Source organism: Sphingomonas sp. IC-56, assembly GCF_021043375.1.
Taxonomy (GTDB): Bacteria; Pseudomonadota; Alphaproteobacteria; order Sphingomonadales; family Sphingomonadaceae; genus Sphingomonas.
Genome location: NZ_JAJNDV010000001.1, coordinates 434,914 through 448,639, shown reverse-complemented (window position 1 = coordinate 448,639; position 13,726 = coordinate 434,914). Strand labels below are relative to the sequence as shown.

General features: G+C 66.0%; 15 protein-coding genes and 1 tRNA gene. 6 read left to right on the top strand and 10 right to left on the bottom strand.

Translation table 11 applies throughout. The features are described 5' to 3' along the window. Positions 1–39 precede the first annotated feature (39 nt). The 6 genes from LQ953_RS02300 to pobA all read left to right on the top strand — a co-directional run bounded on the left by LQ953_RS02300 (position 40) and on the right by pobA (position 5,407). Positions 40–909 carry an NAD(P)-dependent oxidoreductase gene (locus LQ953_RS02300; RefSeq protein WP_231028854.1) on the top strand — a complete coding sequence of 290 codons (870 nt, stop codon included), beginning with the start codon at positions 40–42 and terminating at the stop codon, positions 907–909. Continuing rightward, entirely contained in the window at positions 906–1,922 is a 1,017-nt protein-coding gene (locus LQ953_RS02295) for an amidohydrolase family protein (protein WP_231028852.1), read from the top strand. Before LQ953_RS02300 ends, LQ953_RS02295 begins: the two co-directional genes overlap by 4 nt. Further along, a complete protein-coding gene (ligA, locus tag LQ953_RS02290) occupies positions 1,919–2,329 on the top strand; it encodes a protocatechuate 4,5-dioxygenase subunit alpha (RefSeq protein ID WP_231028851.1) in 411 nt (136 codons plus the stop codon). Before LQ953_RS02295 ends, ligA begins: the two co-directional genes overlap by 4 nt. After that, positions 2,329–3,168, top strand: a complete 840-nt coding sequence (locus tag LQ953_RS02285; protein ID WP_231028849.1) for a class III extradiol dioxygenase subunit beta — start codon at positions 2,329–2,331, stop codon at positions 3,166–3,168. The genes ligA and LQ953_RS02285 overlap by 1 nt, the downstream gene beginning before the upstream one ends. 131 nt (positions 3,169–3,299) lie before the next feature. After that, on the top strand, positions 3,300–4,241 hold the full coding sequence (locus LQ953_RS02280; protein ID WP_231028847.1) for a Gfo/Idh/MocA family oxidoreductase: 942 nt from the start codon (positions 3,300–3,302) through the stop codon (positions 4,239–4,241). Further along, a complete protein-coding gene (gene pobA / locus LQ953_RS02275) occupies positions 4,238–5,407 on the top strand; it encodes a 4-hydroxybenzoate 3-monooxygenase (protein ID WP_231028845.1) in 1,170 nt (389 codons plus the stop codon). The genes LQ953_RS02280 and pobA overlap by 4 nt, the downstream gene beginning before the upstream one ends. Positions 5,408–5,697: 290 nt before the next feature. On the opposite strand, the gene LQ953_RS02270 is transcribed toward pobA, so the two are convergent. The 10 genes from LQ953_RS02270 to hisG form a co-directional block, all read right to left on the bottom strand. Beyond that, a tRNA-Phe gene (locus LQ953_RS02270) sits at positions 5,698–5,773 on the bottom strand. A gap of 29 nt (positions 5,774–5,802) precedes the next feature. After that, positions 5,803–5,988, bottom strand: coding sequence for a DNA gyrase inhibitor YacG (locus LQ953_RS02265; protein ID WP_231028843.1), 186 nt, complete (start codon positions 5,986–5,988; stop codon positions 5,803–5,805). Between the two features lie 3 nt (positions 5,989–5,991). Further along, positions 5,992–6,942 carry a ribonuclease gene (locus tag LQ953_RS02260; protein ID WP_231028841.1) on the bottom strand — a complete coding sequence of 317 codons (951 nt, stop codon included), beginning with the start codon at positions 6,940–6,942 and terminating at the stop codon, positions 5,992–5,994. Then, positions 6,935–7,504 carry a Maf family protein gene (locus LQ953_RS02255; RefSeq protein ID WP_231028839.1) on the bottom strand — a complete coding sequence of 190 codons (570 nt, stop codon included), beginning with the start codon at positions 7,502–7,504 and terminating at the stop codon, positions 6,935–6,937. The genes LQ953_RS02260 and LQ953_RS02255 overlap by 8 nt, the downstream gene beginning before the upstream one ends. Before the next feature lie 10 nt (positions 7,505–7,514). After that, a complete protein-coding gene (infA, locus tag LQ953_RS02250) occupies positions 7,515–7,733 on the bottom strand; it encodes a translation initiation factor IF-1 (protein ID WP_003049127.1) in 219 nt (72 codons plus the stop codon). Positions 7,734–7,839: 106 nt separating this feature from the next. After that, positions 7,840–10,020 carry a sodium-translocating pyrophosphatase gene (locus LQ953_RS02245; RefSeq protein WP_231028837.1) on the bottom strand — a complete coding sequence of 727 codons (2,181 nt, stop codon included), beginning with the start codon at positions 10,018–10,020 and terminating at the stop codon, positions 7,840–7,842. Positions 10,021–10,119: 99 nt separating this feature from the next. Further along, positions 10,120–10,974, bottom strand: coding sequence for a thiamine-phosphate kinase (gene thiL / locus LQ953_RS02240; RefSeq protein WP_231028836.1), 855 nt, complete (start codon positions 10,972–10,974; stop codon positions 10,120–10,122). Between the two features lie 142 nt (positions 10,975–11,116). After that, positions 11,117–11,578, bottom strand: a complete 462-nt coding sequence (gene nusB / locus LQ953_RS02235) for a transcription antitermination factor NusB (protein ID WP_231028834.1) — start codon at positions 11,576–11,578, stop codon at positions 11,117–11,119. A gap of 49 nt (positions 11,579–11,627) precedes the next feature. Beyond that, on the bottom strand, positions 11,628–12,914 hold the full coding sequence (gene hisD, locus LQ953_RS02230; RefSeq protein WP_231028832.1) for a histidinol dehydrogenase: 1,287 nt from the start codon (positions 12,912–12,914) through the stop codon (positions 11,628–11,630). Continuing rightward, positions 12,911–13,561: an ATP phosphoribosyltransferase gene (hisG, locus tag LQ953_RS02225; RefSeq protein ID WP_231028830.1), complete on the bottom strand. Its 651-nt coding sequence runs from the start codon at positions 13,559–13,561 to the stop codon at positions 12,911–12,913. The genes hisD and hisG overlap by 4 nt, the downstream gene beginning before the upstream one ends. Positions 13,562–13,726: the final 165 nt, after the last annotated feature.

Sequence of the window (13,726 nt, the reverse complement as noted above, 5' to 3'; positions counted from 1 at the left end):
GATTGGTCGGCGGAAAGGCTGCGGCATAGCCCTTGATCCATGGAGAGGATTGGGCTGATCGGATTTGGCGAGGCCGGTGCTGCGTTCGCGGCAGGGGCTGAATGGGTGCCGTATGCCCGCGCCTATGACCGCAAAACCGACGATCCCGCCACGCGTGCTGCCAAGCAGGCCGACTATGCTGCGGCCGTCGTTGTGGGCACGACCACTGCCGCCGAAGCGCTCAATGGAACGCGGGCAGTCTTTTCGTTGGTGACTGCCGACCAGGCACTTGCGACCGCTGAAAGCGCGGTGCCCGCCCCCGGCACGCTGTGGCTCGATTGCAACTCCGTCGCCCCTGATACCAAGCGCGCAGCGGCGCGGGCGATAGAAGCGGCGGGCGCACGCTATGTCGATGTCGCGGTGATGGCACCGGTGCACCCCGCCCGGCGCGGCGTGCCGCTGCTGGTGAGTGGCCCACATGCCGAGGACGGCGCGGCGATGCTCGTGCGGCTGGGCTTCGCCAACGTTGGTGTCGTGACCGGCTCGGTGGGGGCAGCGTCCGCGATCAAGATGATCCGGTCGGTGATGGTGAAGGGGCTGGAAGCGCTTTCCGCCGAATGCGTGCTGGCCGCCGAGGCCGCCGGAGTGCGCGACCAGGTGATCGCGTCGCTCGACGCCAGCTGGCGCGCGGAAAGCTGGGCCACGCGCTTCGATTACAACCTCGACCGGATGCTGACGCACGGCATTCGCCGCGCCGCCGAGATGCAAGAAGTGGTCAAGACGCTCGAGGCACTGGGTACCGGTTCGTCGATGTCGCGCGGCACGATCGAGCGCCAGCGCGCCGCTGGCGCAGTTGGCCAAACTGCACCCGCAGGGCTCGAGGCCAAGCTCTCCCTGCTTCTTCCGCGCCGAGAGGACGCTGCCCCATGATCATCGACTGCCACGGCCACTACACCACTGCTCCCGCGCCCCATAACGAATGGCGTGAGGCGCAGAAGGCGGCGTTCAAGGCCGGCGACAGGCCCCCGTCCTATCCCGCGATCAGTGACGACGAGATCCGCGAGACGCTGGAGGCCAACCAGATCCGGTTGCTCAAGGAGCGCGGCGCGGACATGACGATTTTCAGCCCACGCGCATCGGCGATGGCCCCGCATGTGGGCGACGAAAGCGTCAGCAAGGCCTGGGCAGTCGCGAACAACGACCTGATCAAGCGCTGTGCCGATCTGTATCCCGAGATCTTCGCTCCGGTGTGCATGTTGCCGCAGAACCCGGCTGCGGACATGGCAGGGTCGATCGCCGAGCTCGATCGCTGCGTCGGCATGGGCTTCATCGGCTGCAACCTGAACCCCGATCCGGGCGGCGGGCACTTCAAGTCTCCCCCGCTGACCGACCGTTTCTGGTACCCGTTCTACGAGAAGATGGTCGAGCTGAACGTGCCGGCGATGATCCACGTTTCGGGCAGCTGCAATCCCGGGCTGCACGCGACGGGCGCCTATTATATCGCGGCGGATACGATAGCCTTCATGCAGTTGATCGAAGGCAACCTGTTCGCCGATTTTCCCACGCTGCGCTTCATCATCCCGCACGGCGGCGGCGCGGTGCCCTATCACTGGGGGCGCTATCGTGGGCTGGCCGACATGCTCAAGCAGCCGAGCCTCGAAGGGCACGTGATGAACAACGTGTATTTCGACACCTGTGTCTATCACCAGCCGGGCATCGACCTGCTGGCCGAAGTGATCGATACCAAGAACATCCTGTTCGGCAGCGAGATGGTCGGCGCCGTCCGCGGGATCGATCCGCAAACCGGGCATTATTTCGACGACACCAAGCGCTATGTCGATGCGCTGCCGATCTCCGAGGCGCAACGCCACGCGATCTATGAGGGCAACGCCCGGCGCGTATTCCCCCGGCTGGATGCCCAATTGAAGGAGCGCGGACTGTGAGCGAGCCGCGCGACATCCACGCCTATCTCGCGGAGATGGAGGACATTCCGGGCACGCGCGTCTTTACAGCGAAGCGCGCACGCCAGGGGTATCACCTCAACCAGTTCGCGATGAGCCTGATGAAGGCCGAAAACCGCGAGCGCTGGAAGGCCGACGAAGCCGCCTATCTCGACGAATGGCAGCTGACGCCGGAGCAGAAGGCGGCGGTGCTGGCGCGCGATTACAACGCGCTGCTCGATCTCGGCGGCAACATCTATTTCTTGTCCAAGGTCTTTTCGACCGACGGCAAGAGCTTTCTCCAGGCCGTGAGCACGATGACCGGCGTTTCGGTCGAAGAATATCAGGCGATGATGAATGCGGGCGGGCGTTCGCCCGAAGGCCTGCGCTCGATGAAGGACAAGCGCTGATGGCCCGGATCACCGCAGGCGTGGCCTCCAGCCACGTGCCGCTGCTCGGCGTCGCCCACGACCAGAAGAAGGACCGTGACGCCTATTTTGGCCCGATCTTCGCCGGCTATGACTGGACCCGGGAGTGGGAGAAGGCCGAGAAGCCCGACGTCGTCATCCTGGTTTATAACGACCACGCCTCCGCGTTCGACATGAAGATCATCCCTACCTTCGCGATCGGCTGCGGCGAGCGCTACAAGCCCGCTGACGAGGGCTGGGGGCCCCGCGCGGTGCCCGACGTGATCGGCCATCCTGACCTCGCCTGGCACATCGCCCAGAGCTTGATCCTCGACGAATTCGACATGACGATCATCAACGAGATGGACGTGGACCACGGGCTCACCGTGCCGCTCAGCATGATGTTCGGCGACGTGCCGGAGTGGCCGTGCAAGGTGATCCCGCTGGCGGTGAACGTCGTCACCTATCCGCCGCCCTCCGGCAATCGCTGCTGGGCGCTGGGCGAGGCGATCGCCCGCGCCGTCGCGAGCTTCCCTGAGGACCTGAACGTTCAGGTCTGGGGCACTGGCGGCATGAGCCACCAGCTTCAGGGGCCGCGCGCCGGGCTGATCAATCGGGAATGGGACAACATGTTCCTCGACGGATTGGTAGGCGACAGCGACCATCTGCGCCGTATCCCGCACATCGAATATCTGCGCGAAACGGGCAGCGAAGGCATCGAGATGGTGATGTGGCTGATCATGCGCGGGAGCCTGGGCAAGGCGACGCGCGCCCTGCACCGCCACTACCACGTGCCGTGCTCGAACACAGCGATCGGCCATATGGTGCTGGAACCTGTCTGATCATCTCGAACACTTCCCTGCAGCCAAGGTCCGCAAGGGGTGGGACCTAGCTGCCCTCCCGAAGAATCGCATGGGGCACGGCCCCAACCCAAACCCTCTCCTGAAGGAGAGGGGCTTGAGAAGGAGAAGACATGAAAATCGCTCTCGCCGGTGCCGGCGCCTTTGGTGAAAAGCACCTCGACGCTCTGAAGCTCATCGGCGGCGTCGAGGTCGTCTCAGTGGTCGGCCGCAGGCTCGAGCCCACCCAGGCAGTCGCCGCCAAATACGGTATCGGCCACTCGACCACTGAGCTTGCCGAAGCGCTGGCGATACCCGGCCTCGACGCGGTGATCCTGGCGACGCCCACGCAAATGCATGCGGCGCAGGCGATCCAGTGCATGCAAGCCGGCAAGCATGTTCAGGTAGAAATCCCGCTGTGCGACAACCTCGCCGATGGCGAAGCCGTGCTCGCCAAGCAGCAGGAGACCGGGCTGGTGGCGATGGTTGGCCACACCCGGCGGTTCAACCCGAGCCACCAGTTCATCCACAACAAGATCACCGCGGGCGAGCTGAACATCCAGCAGATGGACGTCCAGACCTATTTCTTCCGCCGCAAGAACATGAATGCCAAGGGCGAGGCACGCTCCTGGACCGATCACCTGCTGTGGCACCATGCGGCACACACCGTCGACCTCTTCGCCTATCAAGCCGGGCCGATCGTCGCTGCAAATGCGATCCAGGGGCCGACCCACCCGGAGCTGGGCATCGCCATGGACATGTCGATCCAGCTGAAGGCCGAAAGCGGGGCGATCTGCACGCTTTCGCTCAGCTTCAACAATGACGGGCCGCTCGGCACCTTCTTCCGCTACATCTGCGACAACGCCACCTGGATCGCGCGCTATGACGATCTGGTGACGGGCAAGGAAGAGCCGGTGGACCTGACCGGCGTCGCCCTCTCTACCAACGGCATCGAATTGCAGGATCGCGAATTCGTCGCTGCGATCCGGGAGGGGCGCGAGCCCAATGCGAGCGTGGCGCAGGTGCTGCCCTGCTATCGCGTGCTCGACGCGCTCGAGAAGCAGCTGACCGCATGAGGAAGCCCGTCGCGATCATCGGCGCCGGGCCGTCCGGACTGCTGCTCGGGCATCTGCTCAAGCAGGCGGGCGTCGACTGCATCATCGTCGAGCGCCAGGCGCGCGAATATGTCGAGGGGCGCATCCGCGCCGGCGTCTTGGAAACCGTAACGACCGATCTGATGCACAAGCTGGGCATCGACACTGGCCTCAACGCGAATGGGCTGCACGAGGAAGGATTCAACCTCGCCGACGGTGAGAGGCGGATCCGCATTGAGATCACCGCCCTCACCGGCAAGCATGTCGTCGTCTACGGCCAGACCGAGGTCACCAGGGACCTGATCGACGCGGCGCCGGAGCGTGGGCTGGAGATCGTGTTCGAGGCGAAGGATCTGGCGATCCACGGGGCGGACAGCGATGCGCCCGCGATTACCTATTCCAGGGATGGCATCGAGCATCGCGTGGATTGTGACTTCATCGCCGGATGCGATGGATTTCACGGGCCTTCGCGCAAGTCGATCCCTGCGCCCCTGGTGCGCGAATTCGAGCGGGAATATCCCTTCGGCTGGCTCGGCATCCTGGCCGACGTTCCGCCCTGCCATCCCGAGCTGATCTATTCGAATGGCCCGCGCGGCTTCGCACTGGCATCCATGCGCTCGCCGACGCGCAGCCGTTATTACATCCAGGTGCCGCTGACCGATCGGGTCGAGGACTGGAGCGAGGACCGGCTGTGGGAGGAACTGGCGCTGCGCTTCGACTCGATCAGCGAACGCGGCGTAACGCGTGGACCGGCACTGGAGATGTCGATCGCGCCGCTGCGTTCCTATGTCTGCGAGACGATGCGCCACGGCCGACTGTTCCTTGCCGGCGACGCCGCGCACATCGTGCCGCCCACGGGCGCCAAGGGCCTTAACCTGGCCGCATCCGACGTGGCCTATCTCGCCGATGCGCTGATCGGGCACTACAGGCAAGGCGACGACAGCGCCCTTGCTGCCTATGAAGCAAGGGCGCTGGCCCGGATCTGGAAGGCAGAGCGCTTCAGCTGGTATCTCACCAAGCTGATGCACCGCTTTCCCGAGGACGGCCCGTTCGAACACCGCATGCAGCAGGCCGAGCTCAACTATGTCGCGCAATCGCGTGCCATGCAGCTTGCGATCGCGGAAAACTACGTGGGACTGCCGCTCTGAGCACCTGACCCCGGGCCCGACCTTGATCGGGCTCGGCATGCGTATAAGCGCGCGACGCGCAGACAGCAGGCGCATCCGCTTTCATCCTGGCGTGTGTGGCCGTTGAGCAGGGGATAGCCCCGAACAGCGGTACGCACTGCCAGTAATTGGCTGCTGAAACCGAAGACCGGACATGGGCGCCGGGGAACACCCTCATTCGCTTGTGTGGCGGCGAAAGTTGACGCTGCACGCATCTTCTCATCCACGTACTAGCGAATGATTCTAAGCCGCAAAAAACAAGGAGAAGAAAGTGGTGCCCGGGGACGGAGTCGAACCGCCGACACTGCGATTTTCAGTCGCATGCTCTACCAACTGAGCTACCCGGGCATGTCCCGACGAGTGCGGGAGCGGGCCTCTTAGTCGCGCGAATCGAGCCTGTCCAGCCCAGTTTGTGCATCTGGGTCAACTGGGTCGCCGGGGACGCGATATCCCTCGCCCAGCCACTGCAGCAGGTCGCGGTCGCGGCACCCCTTGCTGCAAAAGGGCTTGTGTTCGCTTTGAACCGGCTTGCCGCACAGCGGGCAGGCGTCACGCTTTGCCAATGATCAGTCCTTTGCGGATGTGAAGGTCGTCGCGCCGCCGGTGCGCCGCGCCAGTTCCGCGGTCCAGTCCGGCCGCTGCGCCAGCCGCCGCCCGATCCGCTGCGTCACCATATGGGTGGGGGGCGGCGGCGGTGGAAGCCGTTCCAGCCGGCGAAGCTCGGCACGCGTTTCGGCCCCCACCAGATCGGCGCGCAGTAGCTCGGGCAGCGAAGGCCGGCGGCGCCGGCGCACGATTTGGAGGAAGCCGAAACCGTTGACGGTGGTCCGCTCGAAGGGCTGCGGCAGCGCCGCGTCGATCGCTTCGGCGATTGCCTGGCGGGCCTGCTTGTTGGCGAGCGTGGGGAAGTCGATGCCGATCGAGCCGGTGATGCCATGCCGCTCGATGGCGCGCGCCACGGCATGCGCTGCGGCAACCGCCAGCGGCTCGAGCGGGGCAGGGCCGTCGACATCGAACAGTGTCATTGCGGGCGTGGGGGACAGGCGCAGCGCGCCGCCGGCGAAGCGGATTTCGCCATTGATCGCCTCGTCGAGGATTTCGGACCAGCCGGCCTCCTCCAGCAAGTCGCTTTCATGCGCGCGCAGCTGGCGTGTCGGCACGTCGCCGGCGTGGATGCGCGTGAGCAGATCGGGCCCTGGGGCGATCGGCGCGTCGGGCGCAGCGGGCACGGCCTTGGGCAGCTTGGGGCGGCCGGGCTCGGGGATGGATTCGCGCACGATGCGGACCTTGAAGCTGGCGCCCTGCGTCACCCCCTTGGGCAGCGGATCGCACAGCGCATCCTCGCCGCTTTCCAGCGTGACCTTGCCCGTGCTGCGGTCGACCAGCCGCGCCATGGCGACGGTGTCGACGCGCGGGCCGCTACCTTCCAGCTCGATGCGTGCCTTCCAGATGGTACCGCGCGACACAAGCGCGGCGCGAACCTCGCCGATCCCCAGCTCGTACAGCCACTCAGCCAAGCGGGTAGCCGGCGCTTTCCAGCAGCGCGCGCGTTTCGAACAAGGGCAGGCCAACGACACCGGAATGGGTGCCATCGATGCGCCGCACAAACGCTTCCGCACGGCCCTGGATCGCATAGCCGCCGGCCTTGCCCAGCCCTTCGCCGCACGCGATGTACCGGGCGATCTCCTGCTCGGTCAGCCGCTTGAAGATGACCACCGTATCGGCAAGCCGCGTGCGCGCCCGGCCGTCGGCCCCGATCACGCACACCGCCGACAGCGCATGGTGGCGGCGGCCCGAAAGCAGGCCCAGCAGGCGGCGCTGTGTATCTTCGGTTTCGGCGGGCGGAAGGATGCGGCGGCCCAGCGCGACCGTCGTGTCGCCCGCAATCACCAGTTCGCCGTCCTCGCGGGGAACGGCTTGCGCCTTTTCGCGCGCTAGCCGCGTCGCATAGTCACGCGGCAGTTCGCCGGGCCTGGGACTCTCGTCGATATCGGGCGCGGCGACGCGCGCAGGGGCGGCGCCGATGCGCGTCAGCAGGTCCAGCCGCCGCGGCGAGGTGGAAGCCAGGACCAGCCGCATGCCGCAGCGTTCACTTGAAGCGATAGGTAATGCGGCCTTTTGTCAGGTCGTAGGGCGTCAGTTCGACGAGCACTTCGTCGCCTACCAGCACGCGGATGCGGTTCTTGCGCATCTTGCCGGCAGTATGGCCGAGGATCTCGTGATCATTTTCAAGCCGAACACGGAACATGGCGTTGGGCAGAAGCTCAACCACCTGACCCCGCATTTCCAGAAGTTCTTCTTTCGCCAAAAACTGCCTCGTTACGGTAAGCGCCCGCGGAAACGGCGGAGCCTTTACAGGGGCATGCCGGAAAAGAAAAGGCCCCGCCCAAGTGCGCTCGGGCGGGGCCGTACGGTCACCCCGCCGCCTGTCCGGCGAGCGCCGCCAGCAGCAGCAGCGCGACGATGTTGGTGATCTTGATCATCGGATTCACCGCTGGGCCGGCGGTGTCCTTGTACGGATCGCCGACGGTGTCGCCGGTCACCGCCGCCTTGTGCGCTTCGGATCCCTTGCCGCCATAGTTGCCGTCCTCGATATACTTCTTGGCATTGTCCCAGGCGCCGCCGCCGCTGGTCATCGAGATGGCGACGAACAGGCCGGAGACGATCACGCCGAGCAGCATCGCGCCCAGTGCCGCGAAGCCTTCATTCTGTCCGGCGACGGCCGTCACGATGAAGTACACCGCGATCGGGCTGAGCACCGGCAGCAGCGAGGGGATGATCATTTCCTTGATCGCGGCACGGGTGACGATGTCGACGGTGCGGGCATAGTTGGGGCGGCTGGTGCCCTGCATGATGCCGGGATTGTCGCGGAACTGGTTGCGGACGTCCTCCACCACGTGGCCGGCCGCACGGCCGACCGCGGTCATGCCGAACGCGCCGAACAGATAGGGGAGCAGTGCCCCGAGCAGCAGCCCGACGATGACATATGGATTGCTGAGCGAGAAATCGACATTGGCGTTGGGGAAGAACTCGCGCAGGTCGGTAGTGTACGCCCCGAACAGCACCAAAGCCGCCAGTGCCGCCGATCCGATCGCGTAGCCCTTGGTCACGGCCTTGGTGGTGTTGCCCACCGCGTCGAGGGCGTCGGTCCGGTGGCGGACTTCATCCTCCAGCCCCGCCATCTCGGCGATGCCGCCGGCATTGTCGGTCACAGGGCCGTACGCGTCGAGCGCAACCACCATGCCGGCCACCGCCAGCAGCGAGGTCGCCGCGAACGCAACGCCGATGATCCCGGCGATCTGATAGGTCGCGATCACCGCCACCACGATCACCAAGGTCGGCAGTGCAGTGGATTCCAGGCTGATCGCCAGCCCCTGGATGACGTTGGTGCCGTGCCCGGTCACCGATGCCTTGGCGATCGACTTGACCGGGCGATAATTGGTGCCGGTGTAGTATTCGGTGATCCACACCAGCAGGCCGGTGACCGCCAGGCCGATCATCATGCAGTAGAACAGGTCCCAGCCGGTGAATTGCGGCCCGCTGGTGAGGCCGAGATTGGCTTCATCGGTGAGCGCAGTCGAGGTGCCGTTCAGGAAGCCGCTCGAATCCGGCGCGCCGCCGATCAGCGCGCTCATGTCGCCCAGCGCGTAGCTGGTGACCAACCAGATCGCCGGCACCGACAGGAGCACCGTGGTCCAGAACCCCTTGTACAGCGCGCCCATGATCGACTGGCCCTTGCCCAGCCGCACCATGTACGTCCCGATGATCGAGGTGATGATGCACACGCCGCCCACGATCAGCGGCAGCGCCATCAGCGTGGTGAGCAACTCGCTGTCCAGCCCGCGCATCAGCAGCGCGATGGACACCATGGTGAGGCCAAGGGTCACGACATAGGTCTCGAACAGGTCGGCGGCCATGCCCGCGCAGTCGCCGACATTGTCGCCGACATTGTCCGCGATCACCGCCGGGTTGCGGGGGTCATCCTCCGGGATGCCGGCTTCAACTTTGCCCACCAGGTCGGCGCCTACGTCGGCCGCCTTGGTGAAGATGCCGCCGCCCAGCCGCGCGAAGATCGAGATCAGCGAAGCGCCAAAGGCCAGTGAGGTCAGCGTCTCGATCACCGGCCGGTCATTGGGCGGATGGCCGTCAACCGCGACCAGGTACCAGAACAGCACCGCGATGGAGAGCAGCCCGAGGCCAGCTACCAGCATGCCCGTCACCGCGCCGGAGCGGAAGGCGAGCGTAAGCCCGCCCTGCAACGATCCGCGCGCAGCCTCGGCCGTGCGGACATTGGCGCGTACCGAGATGTTCATGCCGACAAAACCTGCAACGCCGGAAAGCACCGCGCCGATCAGGAAACCGAGCGTCGACAGCTCCCCCAGAGTGAAGAACAGCACCACGGCAACGATCGCGCCGACAATGGCAATGGTAAGATATTGGCGGCCAAGATACGCCTTGGCCCCCTCCTGGATGGCGGCGGCGATGTCCTGCATCCGTGCATTGCCCGCCGGCGCGCGCAGAACCTGTCCACTGGTAAGGAAGCCATAAGCCACGGCCACCAGGCCGCAAGCAATGGCGAAATAGACTAACGTCATCGAGTAAGTCCTCCCTGAGACTTGGGCTCCGCGTCGGTCTCCTGCCGATCTACGGAAGGGAAGGGGAGGGTAACACGGGGGCGAACCAGTGCAACCCGCTCAGCTATGTTGATATCCCAAGGATCCTTCGGGTGCCGCGCCGTCGAGCAACAGCGGGTGCCCTCCGGGCGCCAGCATGGTACCAATGCGGACCGCCGGCACCGGCAGGACGATGTCAGCAGGCGCGGCGAACAGCAGCGCGTAATCGTCCCCCCAGCGCACGGCCGCGGCCCAGTCGTCGGTCGACATGCCAGCGGGGAAAGGCACCGCGTCGAGCTTGATAGAGGCCGTGCACCCGCTCGCCACCGCCATCCGGCTGGCGTCGAGCAGCAGCCCGTCGGACACGTCCATCATCGCATGCACCAGCGGCGCCAGCGCGCGGCCCTCGCTGAGCATCGGCTGCGGGCGGAGATAGGCTGCGCCGTCACCGGCCTGAAATCCCAGCATCGCCGCGCCGATCGTCCCAGCAACATAGAGCGCATCGCCCACGCGCGCGCCCGTCCGCGCCGGCACCGGGGTTACGGTCGCCCGTCCGATGGCGGTGCAGCCAAAAACAGGGGGTCCCTGCGGCCGGATCGTGTCACCGCCGAGCAGCGGCACCTGGTAGCGCTCCAGAACTTCGCGCAGGCCCTCTACGACACCCTCGCTTTGCTCAATCAGTGAAGCGCCGATCAGCACACCCAGCGGCTCGGCGCCCTTGGACGCGAGGTCGGACAGGTTCACCGCAACGAGCTTCCAGGCGATGTCCGCAGGATCGGTGCCGGGGCGGTAATGCACGCCCTCGGCAATCGCATCATGGGTGAGCACCAGCGTCTCGCTGCCAACCTCGAGCAGCGCGCAATCATCGCGCAGGTCCTGCGCCCCCGGGTGCAGCGGCAGGGTCCGCAGCGCGGCGATGAAGGAAGCTTCGTCCATCAATTCCTCCCCCGGAGGGGGAGGGGGACCATGCGCAGCATGGTGGAGGGGTATTCTCCGCGGGCTTTGAACAATGAGGAGAATACCCCTCCACCACGCACTGCGTGCGCGGTCCCCCTCCCCCTCCGGGGGAGGATCAAATTCAACCCCGCACTTCCTTCGCGACCGCGTCAAGCAGCCCGTTGGCAAACCCCTTCTCGCGGCGGTCGTAGAACGCGTCAGTCACGTCGAGATACTCGTTGATCACCGCGCCCACCGGAATGTCCTGCCGCGCGATCAGTTCGTACGTCCCCGCGCGCAGGATCTGGCGCATCGGCTTGTCGAGCCGCTCCAGCGACCACCCCGTCGACAGCTTGCCCGCGATCACGCGGTCGATCTCCTCGACCCGCGCAGTCACGCCCTTGACGATATCGTCGAACAGGATGCTGTCCGCGTCGGCATATTCCTCGTCCTCGATCGTCGCGCCCAGCCGATGCTGGTGGAACTCGTGCAACAGCGAGGGGATCGGCGTGCCTTCCATCTCATGCTGGTAGAGCGCCTGCACGGCGGCAAGCCGCGCGGCGGCGCGAGCCTTGGAACGCGTGCGGGACTTGGGGCTGGGCATCGAAAGATCCTTCTGTCTCGGCCCTCCAACGCAGGAAGGCCGAGGGAGTTTAGCGATCCAGACGGATCGCCACCGAACGGGCATGGGCCGGCAGCCCTTCGGCATTGGCGAGGGCTACCGCGGCCGGCCCGATAGCAGCCAGCCCGCTTTCGTCCAATCCCAGAAAGCTGGTCCGCTTCATGAAGTCGAGCACGGAAAGTCCCGAAGCGAAACGCGCGCGCCGCCCGGTCGGAAGGACATGGTTCGGCCCGGCGACATAATCCCCAACGGCTTCGGGCGTGTGCCGCCCCAGGAAAACCGATCCGGCGTGCCGCACCAGTTCGAAAAGATCGTCGGCCTCGTCGCAGGCGAGTTCGAGATGCTCGGGCGCCAGTCGGTCGACCAGCGGGATGGCATCGGCGAGGCTGGGCACCAGCACGATCGCGCCGTTGGCATCCCAACTCGCCCTTGCCGTCTCGCGCGTGGCCAGCGTCTCGATCTGCGCGTCCACTGCCGCGGCGACTGCGTCGGCCAACGCGGCGTCGTCGGTGAACAGGATCGACTGACTGGTCGGGTCATGCTCGGCCTGGCTCAGCAGGTCGGCGGCAATCCATTCGGGATCGTTCTTGCCGTCGGCAACGACGACGATCTCGGATGGGCCCGCGACCATGTCGATGCCCACCACGCCGTAAAGCTGGCGCTTGGCCTCCGCGACCCAGGCATTGCCGGGCCCAGTAATCACGTCGACCGGCGCGATGCTGTCGGTGCCATAGGCCAACGCCGCAATCGCCTGCGCGCCGCCGACGCGCCATAGCTCGTCCACGCCGGCCACATGCGCCGCGGCGAGCACCAGCGGGTTCACCTCGCCATTCGGCGTCGGCGTTACCATCACCAGCCGCTTCACGCCTGCAGCCTTCGCCGGAATCGCGTTCATCAGCACCGACGACGGATAGGCCGCGCGCCCACCGGGCACATACACGCCCGCCGCATCCACCGGGCGCCAGCGCGCGCCCAGGCGAATGCCCTGCTCGACGGTCTCGCTGTTCTCCGGCACCTGCTTGACGTGATACGCCGCGATGCGCTCGGCCGCGAGCTCCAGCGCGCCGCGCAACTCGTCGGTCAGCCCTTCATACGCCGCCAGGCACGCCGCACGATCGATCGTCCACCCCGAAGCATCCAGGTCGAACCGGTCGAAGCGATGCGTCAGCTCCCTTAGTGCCGCGTCACCCTCATCACGCACCCGCGCGATGATCGCGGCCACATCGCGCGCGACATCGGCGTCCGCTTCGCGCCGCGCATTGACCAGTTCGGTGAACGCTGCTGCGAAAGTCGCAGAACTGGAGTCGAGCCGGATCATGCCACCGCCCTCCGGAACCCGTCGACGAGCGGCACGACTTCGGTCGCGCGCGTCTTGAACGCCGCCCGGTTGACCACCAGCCGGCTGGTTACTTCGGCGATCACTTCCACTTCCACCAATCCGTTTTCCTTCAGCGTGCGGCCCGACGACACCAGGTCGACGATGCGCGGCGCCAGCCCCAGTACGGGTGCCAGCTCCATCGCGCCGTTCAGCTTCACGCACTCGGCCTGAACGCCCCGCGCCTCGAAATGCGCGCGGGTGATGTGGGGATATTTGGTGGCGATGCGTACGTGGCTCCAGCCGCGCGGATCGTCTTTCTCGGCCATGTCGGCGGGCTCGGCGACCGAAACCCGGCACCGCCCGATCCCCAGGTCGACCGGCGCATAGAGCTCGGAATACGCGAACTCGGCCAGCACGTCAGACCCGACGATTCCCAGCTGCGCCGCACCATGCGCGACAAAGGTCGCGACATCGAACGCGCGCACGCGGATCAGGTCGATCATGGGGTTGTTGGTGGAAAAGCGCAGCGCGCGGCTGTTCTCGTCGCTGAACGCCGGCTCGGGGACGATCCCGACGGCCGCCAGCAGCGGCAGCGCTTCTTCGAGAATCCGGCCCTTGGGCACGGCGAGGATCAAGGGTTCTTGCATGGGAGGCCGGGCTTTACTGGCAGCCCCTGCCGCGCGCAACACGAACGGCCCGCAGCAAAACTTCGCCGCAGGCAAGCAGGTTGCAATGTAGGATTTGGTCTGCTGAACTTCGCTCGAGGCTCTTTGACAAGGTTCGTCGATAGCATCCGCCAGCATGCGAAAAGC

What these genes read in the sequence shown, in the direction of transcription:
- LQ953_RS02285 (WP_231028849.1), top strand. Translation starts at nt 2,329, where the DNA reads ATGGCCCGGATCACCGCAGGCGTGGCCTCCAGCCACGTGCCGCTGCTC.
- hisG (WP_231028830.1), bottom strand. Translation starts at nt 13,561, where the DNA reads ATGCAAGAACCCTTGATCCTCGCCGTGCCCAAGGGCCGGATTCTCGAA.
- pobA (WP_231028845.1), top strand. Translation starts at nt 4,238, where the DNA reads ATGAGGAAGCCCGTCGCGATCATCGGCGCCGGGCCGTCCGGACTGCTG.
- LQ953_RS02245 (WP_231028837.1), bottom strand. Translation starts at nt 10,020, where the DNA reads ATGACGTTAGTCTATTTCGCCATTGCTTGCGGCCTGGTGGCCGTGGCT.
- LQ953_RS02280 (WP_231028847.1), top strand. Translation starts at nt 3,300, where the DNA reads ATGAAAATCGCTCTCGCCGGTGCCGGCGCCTTTGGTGAAAAGCACCTC.
- LQ953_RS02295 (WP_231028852.1), top strand. Translation starts at nt 906, where the DNA reads ATGATCATCGACTGCCACGGCCACTACACCACTGCTCCCGCGCCCCAT.
- hisD (WP_231028832.1), bottom strand. Translation starts at nt 12,914, where the DNA reads ATGATCCGGCTCGACTCCAGTTCTGCGACTTTCGCAGCAGCGTTCACC.
- LQ953_RS02255 (WP_231028839.1), bottom strand. Translation starts at nt 7,504, where the DNA reads ATGCGGCTGGTCCTGGCTTCCACCTCGCCGCGGCGGCTGGACCTGCTG.
- thiL (WP_231028836.1), bottom strand. Translation starts at nt 10,974, where the DNA reads ATGGACGAAGCTTCCTTCATCGCCGCGCTGCGGACCCTGCCGCTGCAC.
- nusB (WP_231028834.1), bottom strand. Translation starts at nt 11,578, where the DNA reads ATGCCCAGCCCCAAGTCCCGCACGCGTTCCAAGGCTCGCGCCGCCGCG.
- LQ953_RS02300 (WP_231028854.1), top strand. Translation starts at nt 40, where the DNA reads ATGGAGAGGATTGGGCTGATCGGATTTGGCGAGGCCGGTGCTGCGTTC.